Source organism: Streptomyces sp. AC512_CC834 (assembly GCF_019049325.1).
In the GTDB taxonomy this organism is placed as follows: domain Bacteria; phylum Actinomycetota; class Actinomycetes; order Streptomycetales; family Streptomycetaceae; genus Streptomyces.
The window spans coordinates 433,309-448,453 of the sequence record NZ_JAGMUO010000034.1 but is presented as its reverse complement, the minus strand read 5'-3'; the positions used below and the strand labels follow the sequence as shown (position 1 = coordinate 448,453).

The following is a 15,145-nucleotide window of genomic DNA, read 5'->3' as shown; positions in this document are numbered from 1 at the left end:
CCGCTCCGGCGGGGCCGACGACCCCGACCCCGAGCGCCTCTTCGACGAGGCAGTCGCGACGATCCGCAGCCAGGAGCTGTCAGACCGGGCCCTGGGCAGGGAACTTGCGGGGAATTCAGGGCCGCCGAGGCAGCAGCCCCACCGCGGCCAACGGCACGACGGCCAGGACCAGCCACGGCACGGCGACCGGCAACCCGGTGTCCAGCAGCAGCCCGGTAGCCGAACTACCGGCCAGCACGACGACCCCGGAGACCGAGGACAGTGCCCCCGTGTACAGCCCGAGCCGCCCGTCCTCGGCGAGGTCCGGCACCCAGGCGCGGGCGACGGGCGCGACGAGCATCTGCCCGAGCGTGAGCAGGACGACGAACCCGGCGGCGGGCAGCAGCCCACCCGTCCCCGTCCACCCGGCGGGCCGCGCCAGCCCGACGACGGCGAACCCGACGGCGATCAGCCCCAGCCCCGCCACCATCGACCGGCGCGGCGCCAACCGCTCCCCCGCCCACCGGGTCACCGGCAACTGGGCGGTCACCACCAGCAACGAGGACAGCGCGAACAGCCAGGCCAGCGGCGCCTGCGAACCGGCGGCCCGCTCCACCTCGGCGGGCAGGGCCAGGTAGAGCTGGTTGTAGGCGAGCAGATAGGCGCCGTACGCGCAACACAGCGCGAGGAACCGCCGATTGCGCAGCACGAGCCGCGCGCCGCCCCTGACCCGGACCTGGGCCCGCCCGGGAATGCGCTGCGGCAGCAGCCACGCGTGCCCGGCGAGGACGAGTACGAACACTCCGGCCCCGGCGAGGCACGCCGTACGGAAGTCGACGGCGAGCAACAGCGCACCCAGCAGCGGCCCGACGAAGGCACCGGCCTGCCCGGCGACGGTGAACAGCGCGAGCACGCGGGTCCGGTCGCCACCGCCCGCCTCCTCCCACACGACGGCCTGCCGCGCGACCTCGGACTCGACGGCCGGTGAGAAGAGCGCGGCGGCGAACCCGATCAGCAGCACGGCACCGACGACGGCCCAGGTCCGCTCGGCGAAGGCGAGCCACCCGAACCCCGCGATGCGGAGCACGCACCCGGCGAGTACGACGGGCCTGATGCCGTACCGGTCGGCCAGCACACCGCCGACCACGAACAGCCCCTGCTGGCTGAAGGTCCGCAGCCCGAGCACGAACCCGACCAGCCACCCCGCCATGCCGATGGACTGACCCAGATGCTCGGAGAGGAAGGGCAGCACGGCGAAAAAGCCGATGTTGAAGGCGAGTTGGGTGAGGATGAGCAGCCGGAGCAGCGGGGAGAGCGGAGGGTCGTGACGGCGGGAAGCCTTCACGGACCGACCGGTGGGGACGGACGTCATCGCACTCGGGCGGGTTCGGGTTCGGGTTCCCGCTCCACGACGGACCGCTTCCCCACCATCCCGACCATCCCGACCGTCTCGGCCCTACGCCGAGACCGCCACCGGGGTCGCGGCCGGCGCAGTCCGCCCGCGGCGGTGACGGCCAGCGCGCCGAGCAGGGCGAGGACGGCGGCGGGGGCGAGGACGGCCCAGGGGGCGCGCTCGGCGTAGGGCTGGTTCTCGGCGAGGAGCAGACCCCACTCGGGCGACGGCGGCTGGGCACCGAGACCGAGGAAGCCGAGCGAGGCGAGCGCGAGGGCGACGCCGGGCAGCCGCAGCAGGGCGTGCCGCAGGACGGGCGGCAGTACGGCGGGCAGCAACTCGCGCCGCAGCAGATACGTCCGCCCCGCACCCAGCCCCTTGGTGGCGGTGATGTGCAGGGTGGCGCGTTCCTGGCGGAGCAGAGAGGAGGTGTGCGCAGCGAGCGGCGCCCAGGCGACGGCCCCCACGGCGAGCGCGGGCGTGGCCGCTCCGCTCCCGGCGACGGCGGTGACGAGAAGCGCGACGAGCACGGGCGGTACGGCGTTGACGGTGTCGACGAGCGGCGCGGACGCCCGGGGCGCGAGCCCGAGCAGCACGCCCACGAGCAGCGCGGCGGCGCTGATGGCGGAGGCGAGCAGCAGTGTGTCGAGCGCCCCGTGCCCGACCCGGGCGAGCAGGTCACGCCCGAGGGAGTCGGTGCCGAAGGGATGGGCGAGGGAGGGCGCCCGCAGCCGCTGCCCGGTGTCGAGGGCGAGCGGATCACGGGTCAGCCCGACCCCGACGACGGCGATCAGGACGGCGCCGTAGAGGAGGGGCGGCCACCCGCGGGCGGGCGGCGCGGGCCGGTGCAGGGAGGACAGGGCCCCGTCGCGCAGGGCGGGCCCGGTGAGCAGCCGGGCGGCGAGGCGGGTGGCACCGGTGGCGCACGCCGCGAGGAGGACGAGGGCGAGGGTGCCGGCCTGGAGGACGGGCAGGTCCTGGCCGAGGGCGGCCTGGAGGGTGGTGCGCCCGAGCCCCGGGATGTCGAAGACCTGCTCGACGGCGACGGCCCCGCCGGTCAGCCCCACGGCGAACAGTCCGAGGTTGGGCAGCAGCGCGGGCACGCAGCGCCGTACGGCCTGGCGGGCGATGGACCGCCCGGTCAGCCCACGCGCCGCGGCGGCGAGGGCCCACGGCTCACCGAAGGCGCCGGGCAGCAGATCGTCGAGCAACCGCCCGAGCACGGCGCCCGCGGGCAGCCCGAGGGCGAGCGCGGGCAGCACGGTCCACTGGAACCCGTACCACCCCAGCGCGGGCAGCCACCCCAACTGCACCCCGACGACGGTGGCGAGCACGGAGGCGACGAGGAACTCGGGCAGCGAGGCGACCAGGGCGGACCCGGCCCCGCCCCCGCGCCGCCCCCCGAGCCGCCGCCGTGCCCCGAGCCGGAGCGTGCGTACGCACACGATCCCAGCCGTCAGGACGGCGACGAGCAGCGCGACACTCATGAGCAGCAGCGAGGCCCCGAGTGCCCGGAGCACGTCGGGCAGCACGTCGGAGCCGGAGATCCACGACTCGCCCGCGTCCCCGCGTACGAGTCCTCCGAGCCACCGGCCGAGGACATGGAGTGGCCCGCCGTCGAGCCCGAGCTGCTGCCGGATGTCGGCGAGCACCTCGGGCGTCGGCTCCCGCTCGACGGACCGCGCCTTGAGGACGGTGTACGCGGGGTCGGTGTGCGTGAGCCACGGCAGTAGCCCGATCCCGCACACCAGCCCGGCCGCGAGAAGGACCCGCCACACCACGGTGGCCACCCGCTGCCGCACGGCTCAGCGCCGGGTGCCGGTGCCGACGAGGGCCCGCTCGTACGGGTCGAGGATCACGCCCTGTACGGAGTCGGCGACGCCGGTGATGATCCGCTGGTGCACGAGCGGTACGACGGCGTCACTGCCGAGGATGCGCGCCTCGGCGGCCATGGCGGCGTCCTGCCGCTTCGCGGTGTCGGCGATCTTCTCGGCGTCGGCGACGGCACGGTCGACGCCCTTGTCGCAGAGCTGGGCGATGTTGAAGCCGCCGTCGCAGGTGTAGTCGCTGGCGAGGACGGCGACGGGGTCACCGGTGTCGAGGAGCGTGTTCCGTGCCAGCACGAAGGCGTCGAACTTCCCGTCCAGCGCGTCCCCTTCGAGCCGCGAGTACTCCCGCACGGTGAGCTCGACGGTGAACCCGGCCTTCTCCAACTGCTGCTTGACCACCTGGGCGACCTCGGGCAGCTCGGGCCGGTTGTCGTAGGTGGCGAGGCTGATGGTGTCGTCGTCGCCGGGCTCGGCGGCCACCGCCCGCCCGACGGGCGCGGTCCGCTTCCCCTCGGCCCAGGTGACGGCGGGCCCGTAGACACCGACACCGGGATCGCCGTACCCCTCGTACACGTCCTTGGCGAACACGGAGGTGTCGACGGCGGCCCTGGCAGCGGCCCTGAGCCCCGCGTCCTTGAAGGTCCCGGAGGAGGCGTTGAAGAGCAGGCTGGTGGTCCGGGTGGTGGCGGTGTCCCGCCGGGTCTCCTTGTCGAGGCTCGCCGCCTGGGCGACGGGAACGGCCTCCGCGATGTCCAGCTCGCCGGTCCGCAGAGCGTTGGCGCGGGCGGTGCCGTCGGCAATGAAGCGGGCGTCGATTCCGGAGGCCTGGGCGCGGCCACCCCAGTAGTCGTCGAACCGGTCGAGGGAGGCGGAGGTGGCGCCGTTGACCTCGGTCAGCTCGAAGGGCCCGGTGGCGTGACCGACGGGGTCGACGCGGCCGCCCTCCTCCTCGTACGCCTTGGCGGAGAGGATGGCGAGGCTGGGGCTGGAGAGCCGCAGCGGCAGTACGGGATCGGGCTCGGCGGTGGTGATACGGACGACACGGTCGCCGCTCGCCTCGGCCCTGAGGCTGACGCCGGCGAGGGCGGCGGGGGCGGGCTCGGCGTGGGTGGCGTGGCTGAGTGATGCGGCGACTGCGGCAGGCGTGACCTCGGCGCCGTCCTGGAAGGTGGCGTCGCGGAGGGTGAACTCCCAGACCTTGTCCCCGTCCCGCCGCCAGGACTCGGCGAGCGCGGGCGCGGCGACGCCGTTGGCATCGAGGGAGGTGAGCCCCTCGGTGACCGCGAGCCGACTGAGCAGGGTGGCGTCGGCACCGTACGGGGACAGGTTCTCGGCGGGCGGGAAGGCGAGCGCGACGCGAAGTCGGGCCCCTTCGCCGTCCTTGCCACCGCCGTCTCCGGACTCGTCGCCCCCTCCGGAGGCGAAGCAGCCGGCTATCAGCGGGAGCAGCAGGAACGGGGCGAGCAGCCGGGGGCGGCGGTGGGAGCGCATGGTCCTCGGATCGATCAGGGAGGGCGGCGGGCGGAAAGCGGGCGGAGTGGCGGGCGCGAGGCGGCGAACCGGAGATTACCTGAAAATGGTTTTCACGCCTACCTCGCCCTGGCCAGTCCGGCCAGTCCGTCCAGTCCGTCCAGTCCGTCCAAGGGAACGTCGAAGTGCACGATCCCCTGCCCGCCCCCCGCGTCCTCCCGCTCGTCGTGCACGACCTTGCCCAACGACCGCCAGAACGGCTCGGCCCCGGTGACGGCGGGATCGGTGTGCAGGTAGACGGCCCGATACCCCCCGTCGGCGACGGCGAACGCCAGCAACTCATCGGCAAGTCGACGCGCCAGCCCACGCCGCCGATGCTCGCGCCGGACGTACACCCGCCGCAACTGCGCGGTCACACCGGAGGGGTACCGCTCGGCGACGTGCGCGGGGTTCGGCGGGTGCGCGGGCCCGCGGGAGTCGAGGGCACCGGTGGCCACGACCTCACCGTCCGCGTCGACCGCGACGAGGAGGGCGTGCCGCTGCGGGGTCACGTACGCCCCGGCCAGGTCGATGACGTCACCGTGCCAGCGCGGGACATACCCGGTACCGAAGTCCCGGTAGACGGTGTCGAGCATGACGGCTCGGGCGGCGTCGAGGTCGGCGGGGGTTGCTGGGCGGATGCTGTAGTCACGGTCACGCACTTGCACATCGTACGCATTAAGCGGACTCGTGGGACCAGTGGCCCCTCACCTGCGCTGACGCCATCCACCGAAAGCCTGGCCGACACTCGCGTAACCCGCTGGTCGTACCCCTCTCGTCGTACATCTCGTCGCTACCCCAACGGTTGCACTCAAGACTCAACCCCTTGCGGGACGACTCAGCAGACCCAGCGCCATACGGTCTGAATTCGCACAGCGACATGGACATGACTCCACCTACGGGAGACGAACCATGAAACTCAAGACCAAGATCGCGGGCACGCTGCTGGCGGCAGGACTAGCGGTGTCCGCGCTGCCCCTGACAGCCGCGCCGGCGCAGGCCGCTTCCAAGCACGTCGGACAGAACGGCAACGAGTCGCGTTGCTACTCGACGGGCTACTACGTCTGCTTCTACTACAGCACCTGGAACTCGGCCTACTGGGGCGGCTGGAACGACAACGCCAACCTCGGCGACAACCACTACCGCGCGGGTACGGGATCGGGCGCAGGCCAGGTCGTCCGCAACAACGCCCGGAAGATCCAATGCGACTCGTGGGCCGCCTACTGCAGGAGCTACTACTCCCCCAACTACTCAGGGAACTACGACTGGCTCTACGGCGGACAGCGCGGGGAGCTCTACTACACCTGGAACGACAACGCGTCGGTGTACATCGGCGTCTGATCCTGAGCCGCCGATCCGTTCCTTCCGGGCCCGCCGGTGCCGCACCGCGGGCCCGGAAGCGCGTGGAGCGGCATACCCGCACCCCTCCGACGACTTCGACGGATCCGACGAAGTGGAATCACCTCATGCCTCTGCCCCTGCGTCTGGCTCCCCCTCAGCGTCGATTGTCCGCGCCGACCACGTTGACCGCGGTGGTCGTGGTGACTGCGGTGGTCGCGATGTCGGCCACAGCCTGCTCCGGCCAGGACTCCGCCGTTCCCGACTCGACCGTGGCACCGCCGACCGCCGCGCCCGCACCGGGGGAGGTGATTCTTCCCGTCAACACCTATCTGCCAACGGTTCATGACCAGACCCGGACAGCGCTCGCTCGTGCCGTACTCATCGACCGCTGCATGCAGAAGTTCGGTTTCTCCTTCCCTCAGCCTGCGGATGCGGTCCTGAAAGCAGGCGTAAAGGACAACGGCGTCTACGGCAACAAGCGACGCTACGGGGTGGCCGACACGGCCACGGCACGGCAGTACGGGTACCACCTGCCGTCCGCCGTTGACGAAGCGGCGGACAAGGACACCGAAGCCGCTGCACAACGCGCCGACTGGATACGCACCCACCGGAGCAACCCCGCCTACACTGCTTCTCTCAACGGCGGGGGCGAGAACAGCCCACCGGGAGGGTGCGTGGCCGAGGCCGGTGCTGCACTGGCCGGCGAGGACGACGCCTCGCACGACTCCTACGCCGAGGTGGCCTCGGACATAAAGGCCGAGTCCCACAAGCGGACGATGAACAGCCCCCGTGTCAACGCCGTGTTCAAGCAGTGGTCCCACTGCATGCACGACAAGGGCTATACGACCGCCGCTCCGGTCGGCGAGAACCTGCCCTTCAACATCGATGTCCTCCCGGTGAGTCGCGAGGAGATCAACATGGCGCTCGCCGACGTGGCCTGCAAGAGAGAGACCCGACTCGTCACCATCTGGTCGACGGAGGAACAGCAGTACCAGAAAGCGCAGATCAGGAAGCACGCCAATGAACTGCGCAAGGCGGCGGCCGACAACGAAAGGCGCAGGAAGACCATCGCGTCAATCGTCGGCCACGAGTGAGCGCTCGACCACGAGTCAGCCGTGAGCTCGCGCCGTGGCGACGCTCGCGCGCCACTCCGGTGCGTCCGGTTCCTCGTGGAACTCCAGGAGATGCTGGCCGGCATGGCGGGCGAGTGCGTCGCGGACCTGGGCCGGGCTCACGTGGAAGAACTCGCGGCGTGCGTTGACCCGGTTGACCCGGCGCGCCTCGAAGTCCTGGTGAAGGGCGCGCTCCAAACCGACGGCGTCGTCACTGTAGATCAGCGCATGGACATCGAACCGGAACGGTACGGACGCGTCACCGAGTTCGTTGACCCGGTCCATGGGGTCCAGACGCCGGGTCAGGCCGATTTTGACCATCGACTCCCCGAAGGCCCCGATGTTGGAGATGACATACACGTATCCGGCACGTCGGTTGGCCTCCCTCCGGTCGATGGCCTCCTCCTCGGCGTCGATCTCGCCGAGCTTTCGTTCCAGTTCCGCGACCTGAGCGGCGTCCGCCTGGCCCGCCGAGCGAGCCCGGTTCAGCGCCAGGACCAGGCGGTTGCGTTCCTTGTCGAGCCGGGCGCGCTCGCGGGCGATCTCCCGCTCAAGGCGCTCCTCCTCGCGCTGGCGGGCCCGCTCCTCCCGGCGTTGTTCCTTCTCCTCCTCGACCTTGGCCAGGTGATCGGCGGTCAGCTCCAGCTCTCGGACCCGGAGACGGTGGTACTCGTCGGTGACATGGATCTGCATGGTCTTGCCGAGTTTCGCGATGGTCTCCCGCGACTTGTCCAGCCTGTCGATGAGAGAGGCGAGGCGGTGCGGTTTCATGCCACGTACCGCCGCGTCCGCCTCCGCGTTGTAGGCGCGCAGCATCAGCTTGGAGAAGTCACGCACCATGCGGCGCCCCTCTGCTGAGGAGCCGTTGACCGTCCATTCGGTGACTCCGACGACGGCTCGCCCGTTCTTGGTGAGGACTTTGTACTGGTCCTTGGCGCGGTCAAGCTGTGCCTTGTAGGCGACGGCGTCGGCCAGCGGGTGCCGGTACTCGTAGATGCCGGCCTCCTGCATCAGCGCCAATTCGTCGGTGAGGACCAGTCCGGCCCTGGCCGAAGTCAGCCGACGCTCCGTCTCCCGGGTCTGTGCCTCCAGGTTCTGCAGTTCCTGCCGAGTGCCTTGGAGGTCGCGCTCGGCGCGCTCGGCGGCGGCCTCCACCTTCGCGTCGAGGACGGCGTCGATCCTCTGCAGCTCGGCCAGGTTCCCGATGTGAGTCCGCTGGATCCGTTCGGTCTCCTGGACCAGCCGGGCGGTGTCTGTACCGACGACCGCGGTCAGCTCGGCCAGCAGACGGTGGTTCTCCGAGCGCAGTGCGTCGGCGTCGGCCTCACGTGCGCGCAGTTGCTCACCTAGACGGGCCGCTTCCGTCTCCGCCTCCCGACGGCGCCGACCGAAGATGCCTCCACCGCCGGCAGGCTGCGACGGTACGGGGGCGGAGGCGGTGACGGGTTGCGCGGGCTGTACCGACTGCGGGGGAACGACCGGCGCCGGAGCGGCCGTACCGGACTGTCCCGCGTACCACTGACGCCACTGCTGAAGGCGCTCGGCAAGGGCTTGGCCGTCCCTCTTGTCCATGTTCTTGAACTCGGCCGCCAAGCCGGAGACGAACAGTGTGAGCACGCCCTGTCCCAGACCTCCTGCCCAGCGGACGTCGGTGACTTCGACGAGAGCGTGCGACACCAGCCGCTGGCCCGCCCACCCCTGTGCCCGGAACAGCGTGCGGCGATCGGTCAGGGCGAGGACGCCCAGGACGCCGTCGTGATGGGCCACGGCGAGGGCCTGCACCGTCTCGTCGGGTGTCAGCACCTCCGGGAGGTTCTTCAGCGTGCCCCTGACCGGGAACGAGATGCCTTTCATCGCGGCGGCTGCCGCGTCGACGTCGGGGCGGAAGGACTGTACGGACAAGGGAGGTTCGCTTTCTCTGGGTCGATGTGTCTGGTCGGCTTCTCGCGGTCGCTGCACTGCCCGCTCAAGCCCGTACCGGTGAGGGGCCGGGGGTTGCCCCGGCCCCTCACCCGCGGATCATTCCTTCGCGGACAGGACGTCCAGCGCCCTGTTGAGGACCGGCTCGACGCGCAGGCTGCTTCCGTCGCGGTCGAGGACCTGGAGGGTTTCGAGGCAGGTGAGTGCCCACCGGGCGTCATCGGGGGCGAGGCCCGCGAGTTCGGCCGCGGCCGCGCAGTCGGCGTCGGCGTTCCACCCTGTGCCGAGTTGCTCGACAATCGCGGTGTAGCCCGCCCGGGCCGCCTCGTCCTCCAGGAGGCCCACCGCGGTGACGAGCTCCTCCGCGCCGTCCGCCCGGCTGAGCCACTCCTCCAGTTCGTGCAGGGCGAGGTCCTGGTCCCTGCGCCTCTCACGCAGTTCCAGGACGCGGTCCAGCAGATACGGCCAACCGCCGGTTGCCGCTGCCAGCCTGGCCTGCCGTTCCTCGGTCTCGTAGACACCGTGGTCCTGCGTCCAGTCCCGCAGGCCTCGCAGACCATGACGACGCAGTACCACCACGATGTCGTCCCCCTCGGCTCGTCGGACCTCGCTGTCCATCAGTAGCTCACGCCAGAACGCGAGCTGGGCGGCACTCGAGATCAGAACCACCGAACGGGTGGCGTCGGCCGCGGTGGGCGTGACGGTCCTGGCCAGTTCCAGGGATTCCCTGCAGGGCTTGTCGCCGCGCTTCACCAGGTCGCTGACGATCAACTGCCGTTCGCTGCCGGGCCGATCCTCGGCGAGCGCCTTGCGGTAGGGCTTGGCACCGCCGATCGGCGGCAAGGTCCACCCCTTCACTCGGCTGGTGGCGTCCCGCAGGGTGCGCTCCACGTCGCCGATGCCCGTCGCGTGGGTGCCGAGCACTACACGGACCTGATTGCCGCCCTCACCGAGCAGATAGTCGATCTGGTTGATCGTGAGCGGGGCGGAGCGACGGCCGCCGTCCAGTCCCGGACGGCTTTCCAGGACTACGGTCTCCTCCAGCCTCGACTCGTGCTCGGCGCTCCAGAGGCGAGCCTCGATCTCCTGAGCGGTTCCGATCATGCGCAGCGCGTTCGGGCCGCGCAGGTGCCAGCCCTGCCCGTCGTGGTTGGGTGCCAGGACACCGAGGCCCACCATCTCCTGCAGGTACGCGCGAAAGCCCTCACTGTCCAGCTTGTCGAAGCCCTGGGACCACCAGCCGGCGCATTCGTCGCGCAACTCCCGGTCGCTGAGCCTGGTCTCCAGGCCGTTGTCACGGGCGTGCTGGGCGAGCACGTTGGCGACGACGTTGTAACGGTCGTCGAGGGCGAGTGTGTCCTTGAAGGCCGCGGTGATGTCCGAGCGCAGTGACGCGTCCTGCTCGACCACGTCCACGTCCGCCGCCTCGATGGTGTAAGGCGGTCGAACAAGCGGCTGACGAGCCCGCTTCTCCTGCATGACCTGCACCATCCGGCTTCCGAAGATCTGCAGCAGGAAGGGCTGGTACGAACAGTGGCCGAGCACACGGTTCACCAGATCGACATCCGCGAACTCGAATCCGAGCGCCCTCATGGGGTGGACGATCAGGTCTGCGGCAAACTGCGGCGTGAGCGGTCCGACGACGGTCGGTGTCTGCGCGAGGTGGCTGAACGGACCGTTCCTGGCCAGGCGGGTGAACCGCTGGACGGAGTGCAGGCCGGCGAAGACGACCTTGGCCCGGCCCCGGGAGTCCTCGCCCAGTCCACGCAGGCGACGGGTTTCCGTGCAGTCGGGCACGTCCGCCTCGAAGAAGCTGTCGCACTCGTCGAGCAGGATGAGCAGCCTCCGGTCGGCGTCCTGCGCCAGCCACTCGGCGATGCCGTCGGTCACCCGCTGCCAGGGTTCCGGCTGGGGGCCTCGGCGACGCGGCTCCTCCAGGACACCGGCCTTCGTCAGGTCCTGGTCCAGGGTGGTCCAGATCGCCGCTGCGCCGAGAGCGATACCCTTGCCGATACCGATCTTGTCCAGGTTGAGGTAGAGCTTGCGGTTTCCGGGCCGCTGTTCCACGAAGCGGTCGCCCGCATCGGCGAGCAGCGCGGACTTGCCGAGTCCGCGGCCACCGTAAAGGATCTGGGTACCGGTCGGATCGAGGATGCTCTTGCGTTCCCGGTCGCGTCCGTAGAACATCTCGTAGCCGATCTGGCCGCGCTTCTCCTTGATGTAGGGGTTCACTCCGGAGAACGGAAGCAGGGTTTCGGTGGCGGCGTCCACGCGCCGGTTGCCGCGCGCGGTGAGGTAGGCGAGCGCCGCGTCGTCGACGACGAGGATGGGCTTGCTGCCCTGGGAGGCAGCGGCGAGTTCGGTGCGCGTGCGGCTGTCGAGTGTGCCGAAGTGCACGACGATGAGGCTGCTTTCGTCGGGGTCCTGGGCGATGCGGCTGATGAGCAACTGGGCCGGCGGGCACCCCCAGATCAGCAGGGCGCGCAGTTTGTCGCCCCGGTCCTTGAGCTGCGATCCGAAGGCCGGCGCCCAGGCACGACCGTTGACCTCTGTCTCGCCGAGCTCGAAGAACCGGAAATCCTTGCCGTACCGCAGGTCGCGCAGCGGCACCGCTTTCCTGGCTTCGAAGCCGAGCAGGGACAGAGCGGGGGTGAGGTCGATGCGGGGGTTGATGTTGGCCCGGTCCCGGGTCGAGGCGAGCTTCACCCACCGTTCCAGGGCGTCTGCGGCTCGTTCCGCCTCGCCCTCCGACAGGGAGGAGTAGTCCAGCACCGCCGGCCTGCGCAGGCAGCCGCGGGCACGGACTGCCTGGATCAGTTCGGGGGTGATCCCGCCGGGCAGGGCGTCGGGCACCGCGGGGAAGAACATCTCCAGGTGGGACTCTTCAGCCCTGATCTCCGGTACTGGTTCGCCCAGTTCGAGGAAGTAGACCAGTTCCGCGGCCGTGGCCAGGCTGTCGTTGTCCAGGTTGTGCCGGACGCGCTCCCGGTCGGACTCGCTGATGTCGGTCAGGGCGTCGAGCCGGGCCCGGAGCCGGTCGGCGGCCTCCTTGCGGTAGTGCGGGAGCAGTTCGGCGACCCGGTCGAGGTTGCGCCTGATGACCGACAGTTCACGCGGCTCGCCTTCTTCGGTACGCCCGGTGGCATCGGCGAGCAGTTCCTGGAGGCTGACGTCCTGCTCGTCGGTGAGGGCTCCGTCTGCCTGCGCGCGTCGCAATTCCGCACCGAGCTCGCGGGCCTGCTCACTGAGCGCGCCGTGCCGCCGCTGCTCCGCCTGTGCGAGCCTGGCGAGTCTGTCGTCGTTCAGCTCCAGGGCACCGGCGGCGGGAAGCAGTCCGGTCTCGGCCAGGCGCAGGATGGACCGAACGGCGGAGAAGCCGTCCCGGGCGACCTGGAGTCCGATCGCGTCGTCCCATGTCCTGTGCCCTGCCGCGAGCAGCCCGGGGACCGTGGGATCCGTGTCCGGCCAGTCCGGCAGTTTGTGGAGCTCGATGTCCAGCAGCTCGCGTACCTCGATCTCGGTCGCGTGCGGCGTCGCGGTGGTCCCGGACTCCAGATCGTGGAACAGGACCTCGAGCAGTTCACCGCCGGCCAGGGCGGCGGCCCTGGCCACCGGACGGCTGCGGTGGCGGGCGGACTCCACTTCGTTTCCGGCCCTTTTGCGCAGCCCCAACAGGGAAATCCGTAGACCGGCCACCGAGTCCGCGGCCCAGACGGTCTGCTCGGACCTGACGATCCCCAGTTCGCGCTGAGCGCTGTGCCATTCCCAGACCGCGTCACGCACCCGCTCGACGAACTGCCGCACGTAGTTGCGGCCGGAGCCGTGGATGACGCGGCCACCGGTGCCGCGCAGCCCGCCGTCCATGCGGTCGATCTCGTCCTCGATGTGCGTGGGCCGTTCCAGCCGCTTCAGCAGGGCGCCAGCCCGTTCCTCGGCGTCCACCGCCCCATTGACGACGGCCGTCAGCACACCGCCCATGAGTCCGTGGGGCGACAGCCATTGCTTCACCATCTGGGAGGCGCGCTGGAACCGCATCCTCGGTGGGACGAGCAGGTTCCGGCAGGCCTCGACCGCGTCCTGCAGTCGACCCTCGGTCTGGGAGGCATCGGCAACGACCGTGTGCAGCGGTGCCAGCAGCAGAGCGCTGTTCAGCGTACGCTCCGCCACCTCCGCGGCCATCTGCTGCAGCGTGTCCGGCAGATGTGGGGAGAGCGCCCGTAGCTGGGCACCGACGACGGGTGCGCCCGTCGCCAGTGCGGCCCGTACGAGAACGGGCATCAGGAGAAGCTCCAGCCCGCCGGCCGCGGCGTCGTTCTGGGCTTCCCACTCGCGCAGGGAGTCTTCGACGAAGCGCGCGGCGCGGTCGGAGCGCGGGGTGAGCAGGTCCGACGCGGCGGCCAGGCGCAGCACGGCGGTCTCCGCCTCCGGCCGGCCTGCCGCGTGTGCGAGCTGGGCCGCGAGCCCGAAGCGCTTCTCGACGATCAGCCGGGCAAGGGCGGACTCGACACTCTCCGCCTCGACGTTCTCCGCCTCGACACTCTCCGCCTCGACGTTCTCCGGCTGTGCTTCGGCGAGGACCGGAAGCTCATGCGGGGGCGCTGTCGCGGGTGGTTCGGCCGCAGTGCTGCCCGTGACGGTGGCGGGCGGTTCGGCCGCCTGGTTTCCGTCGGCCGAGTCGGTCGACTTCCCCTTCGACGTCCCGGGCAGCGTCACCACGGTCGACAGGTCCTGGTCCACAGTGGCCGCACTCTTCGGCACGGGTACTACGGCATCGACGCTCCCGGCCGTCGTGATGGTGATCTGCTCGTGCAGCACGGCCGCCACGGCATACGGCGGATGGGCGAGCGACAGCTCTTGCTGTGTCTCGATGATCGCCGCACCCGAACCGGGCCGTTCCCTCAGCTCGACGAGCCGTACGAGGAGGCCGAGCAGGTGTCCGCAGGACTCGTCCTCCTCGTCCCAGGTGCCCTTGGCGAGCAGGGCTCCGGCACGTCGCGCGGCGTCCGCGATCACCTCGGCCACCGCACTGTCCGGCTCACACCCCAAGGTCAGCACGGTCGCCAGGAGACGACGGGTGTCCCGGTCCCGCTCGGCCCTCACCCGGACGCCGTCAATCGCCGCGAGCAGATCCGCGAGGCGTTCGGCGACATCGGGGACCCCTGCCCTCGCGAGGGCACTCCGCGCCCGGGCGAAGGCAGGGGCGACGGTGGCGAGCGCCGCAAGATCCGAGCCGGCGGGCGGGTGCCCCTCCAGCAGCGCGCTCCTGACGCGTTCCACGGACTCCCGCGCCCCGTCGACGGTGTCCCGCAACCGCTGACCGGACAGTGCCGGCTCGTCGAGGGCGGTTCGCTCCGACTCCGGCGCTCCCTCCGACTCCTGTGGCCGATCGGTTTCCGGTACCCGTTTCCCCTCCTGAACGGAGTCCGCCGGGGCACGCTCCGCCGCCCCGTCCGGGTTCCTTCGGGGAGTCGGAACACCCGTCGGGCCACCGTCGTCGCTGCTGACGCCTCCCTCCGGTACGGACTGCCGGCCCAGCTCGTCGATGGCGTCAATCACCCGCCGCGCCGCCTCGCCTGCTGCTTCCCGTGCTGCTCTGTCCACGTCGGCGCCGAACCAGTCGTGTTCGGCGGCCCACGTCAGCACACGAGCGTCAATGGCCGACGCCTTGATCCGGGAGAACAGCGCGAGGCACACAAGGCGGTCTCCCCAGCGCTCGACGCGCGCGGTCTCCTGGTCCTGGCCCTGCACCTCGAAGACGACGTCGTTCGAGATCCGAGCGGTCAGGTGGGTCGCGATGTGCTCGAGTTCAGGATCCGACTCCAGGCGCTGTATCCGCTTGAGCACCTGTTCGCTGAGTACGCGGCCGAAGCTGCGCGGCACGACCTTGCGGAAACCGAGGCTGCCCATCACGGCCTGGCGATCCGTGGGGGCGAGGGAATTGAGCGCGAGTTCCGTCTCCTCCACGGTGAGACCGGCGAGAGAGGAGCGGACTACTGGGCCGAGTCCGTCAAGTGCGGTGGCCAAGTCCTCGAGGAGTCCGACGGGTGTGCCTGGAGGGGAAA

At 70.8% G+C, this 15,145-nt stretch carries 8 protein-coding genes; 2 read left to right on the top strand and 6 right to left on the bottom strand.

The features are described from left to right. Positions 1-115: 115 nt before the first annotated feature. The 4 genes from KUM40_RS15105 to KUM40_RS15090 all read right to left on the bottom strand — a co-directional run bounded on the left by KUM40_RS15105 (position 116) and on the right by KUM40_RS15090 (position 5,372). A complete protein-coding gene (locus tag KUM40_RS15105) occupies positions 116-1,351 on the bottom strand; it encodes an MFS transporter (RefSeq protein ID WP_217166439.1) in 1,236 nt (411 codons plus the stop codon). Next, positions 1,348-3,174, bottom strand: a complete 1,827-nt coding sequence (locus tag KUM40_RS15100) for an ABC transporter permease subunit (protein ID WP_308401151.1) — start codon at positions 3,172-3,174, stop codon at positions 1,348-1,350. The genes KUM40_RS15105 and KUM40_RS15100 overlap by 4 nt, the downstream gene beginning before the upstream one ends. Positions 3,175-3,177: 3 nt before the next feature. After that, positions 3,178-4,692: an ABC transporter substrate-binding protein gene (locus tag KUM40_RS15095; protein WP_217166438.1), complete on the bottom strand. Its 1,515-nt coding sequence runs from the start codon at positions 4,690-4,692 to the stop codon at positions 3,178-3,180. Between the two features lie 98 nt (positions 4,693-4,790). Next, positions 4,791-5,372 (bottom strand): GNAT family N-acetyltransferase, encoded by a 582-nt coding sequence (locus tag KUM40_RS15090; protein ID WP_217166437.1) that lies wholly within the window; start codon positions 5,370-5,372, stop codon positions 4,791-4,793. A 250-nt stretch (positions 5,373-5,622) separates the two neighbouring features. Between KUM40_RS15090 and KUM40_RS15085 the strand changes: the two genes are divergently transcribed. Then, positions 5,623-6,051, top strand: coding sequence for a hypothetical protein (locus KUM40_RS15085; RefSeq protein ID WP_217166436.1), 429 nt, complete (start codon positions 5,623-5,625; stop codon positions 6,049-6,051). Positions 6,052-6,176: 125 nt separating this feature from the next. Then, positions 6,177-7,145: a hypothetical protein gene (locus KUM40_RS15080; RefSeq protein WP_217166435.1), complete on the top strand. Its 969-nt coding sequence runs from the start codon at positions 6,177-6,179 to the stop codon at positions 7,143-7,145. A gap of 15 nt (positions 7,146-7,160) precedes the next feature. On the opposite strand, the gene KUM40_RS15075 is transcribed toward KUM40_RS15080, so the two are convergent. Then, a complete protein-coding gene (locus KUM40_RS15075) occupies positions 7,161-9,065 on the bottom strand; it encodes a DUF4041 domain-containing protein (RefSeq protein ID WP_254395075.1) in 1,905 nt (634 codons plus the stop codon). Between the two features lie 117 nt (positions 9,066-9,182). Continuing rightward, positions 9,183-15,107 (bottom strand): hypothetical protein, encoded by a 5,925-nt coding sequence (locus KUM40_RS15070; RefSeq protein ID WP_217166434.1) that lies wholly within the window; start codon positions 15,105-15,107, stop codon positions 9,183-9,185. Between the last annotated feature and the right edge of the window lie 38 nt (positions 15,108-15,145).

Bases quoted from the DNA above. Each gene is read 5' to 3' on its own strand.
- KUM40_RS15095 (WP_217166438.1), bottom strand. From the start codon at position 4,692: ATGCGCTCCCACCGCCGCCCCCGGCTGCTCGCCCCGTTCCTGCTGCTC.
- KUM40_RS15085 (WP_217166436.1), top strand. From the start codon at position 5,623: ATGAAACTCAAGACCAAGATCGCGGGCACGCTGCTGGCGGCAGGACTA.
- KUM40_RS15080 (WP_217166435.1), top strand. From the start codon at position 6,177: ATGCCTCTGCCCCTGCGTCTGGCTCCCCCTCAGCGTCGATTGTCCGCG.
- KUM40_RS15105 (WP_217166439.1), bottom strand. From the start codon at position 1,351: ATGACGTCCGTCCCCACCGGTCGGTCCGTGAAGGCTTCCCGCCGTCAC.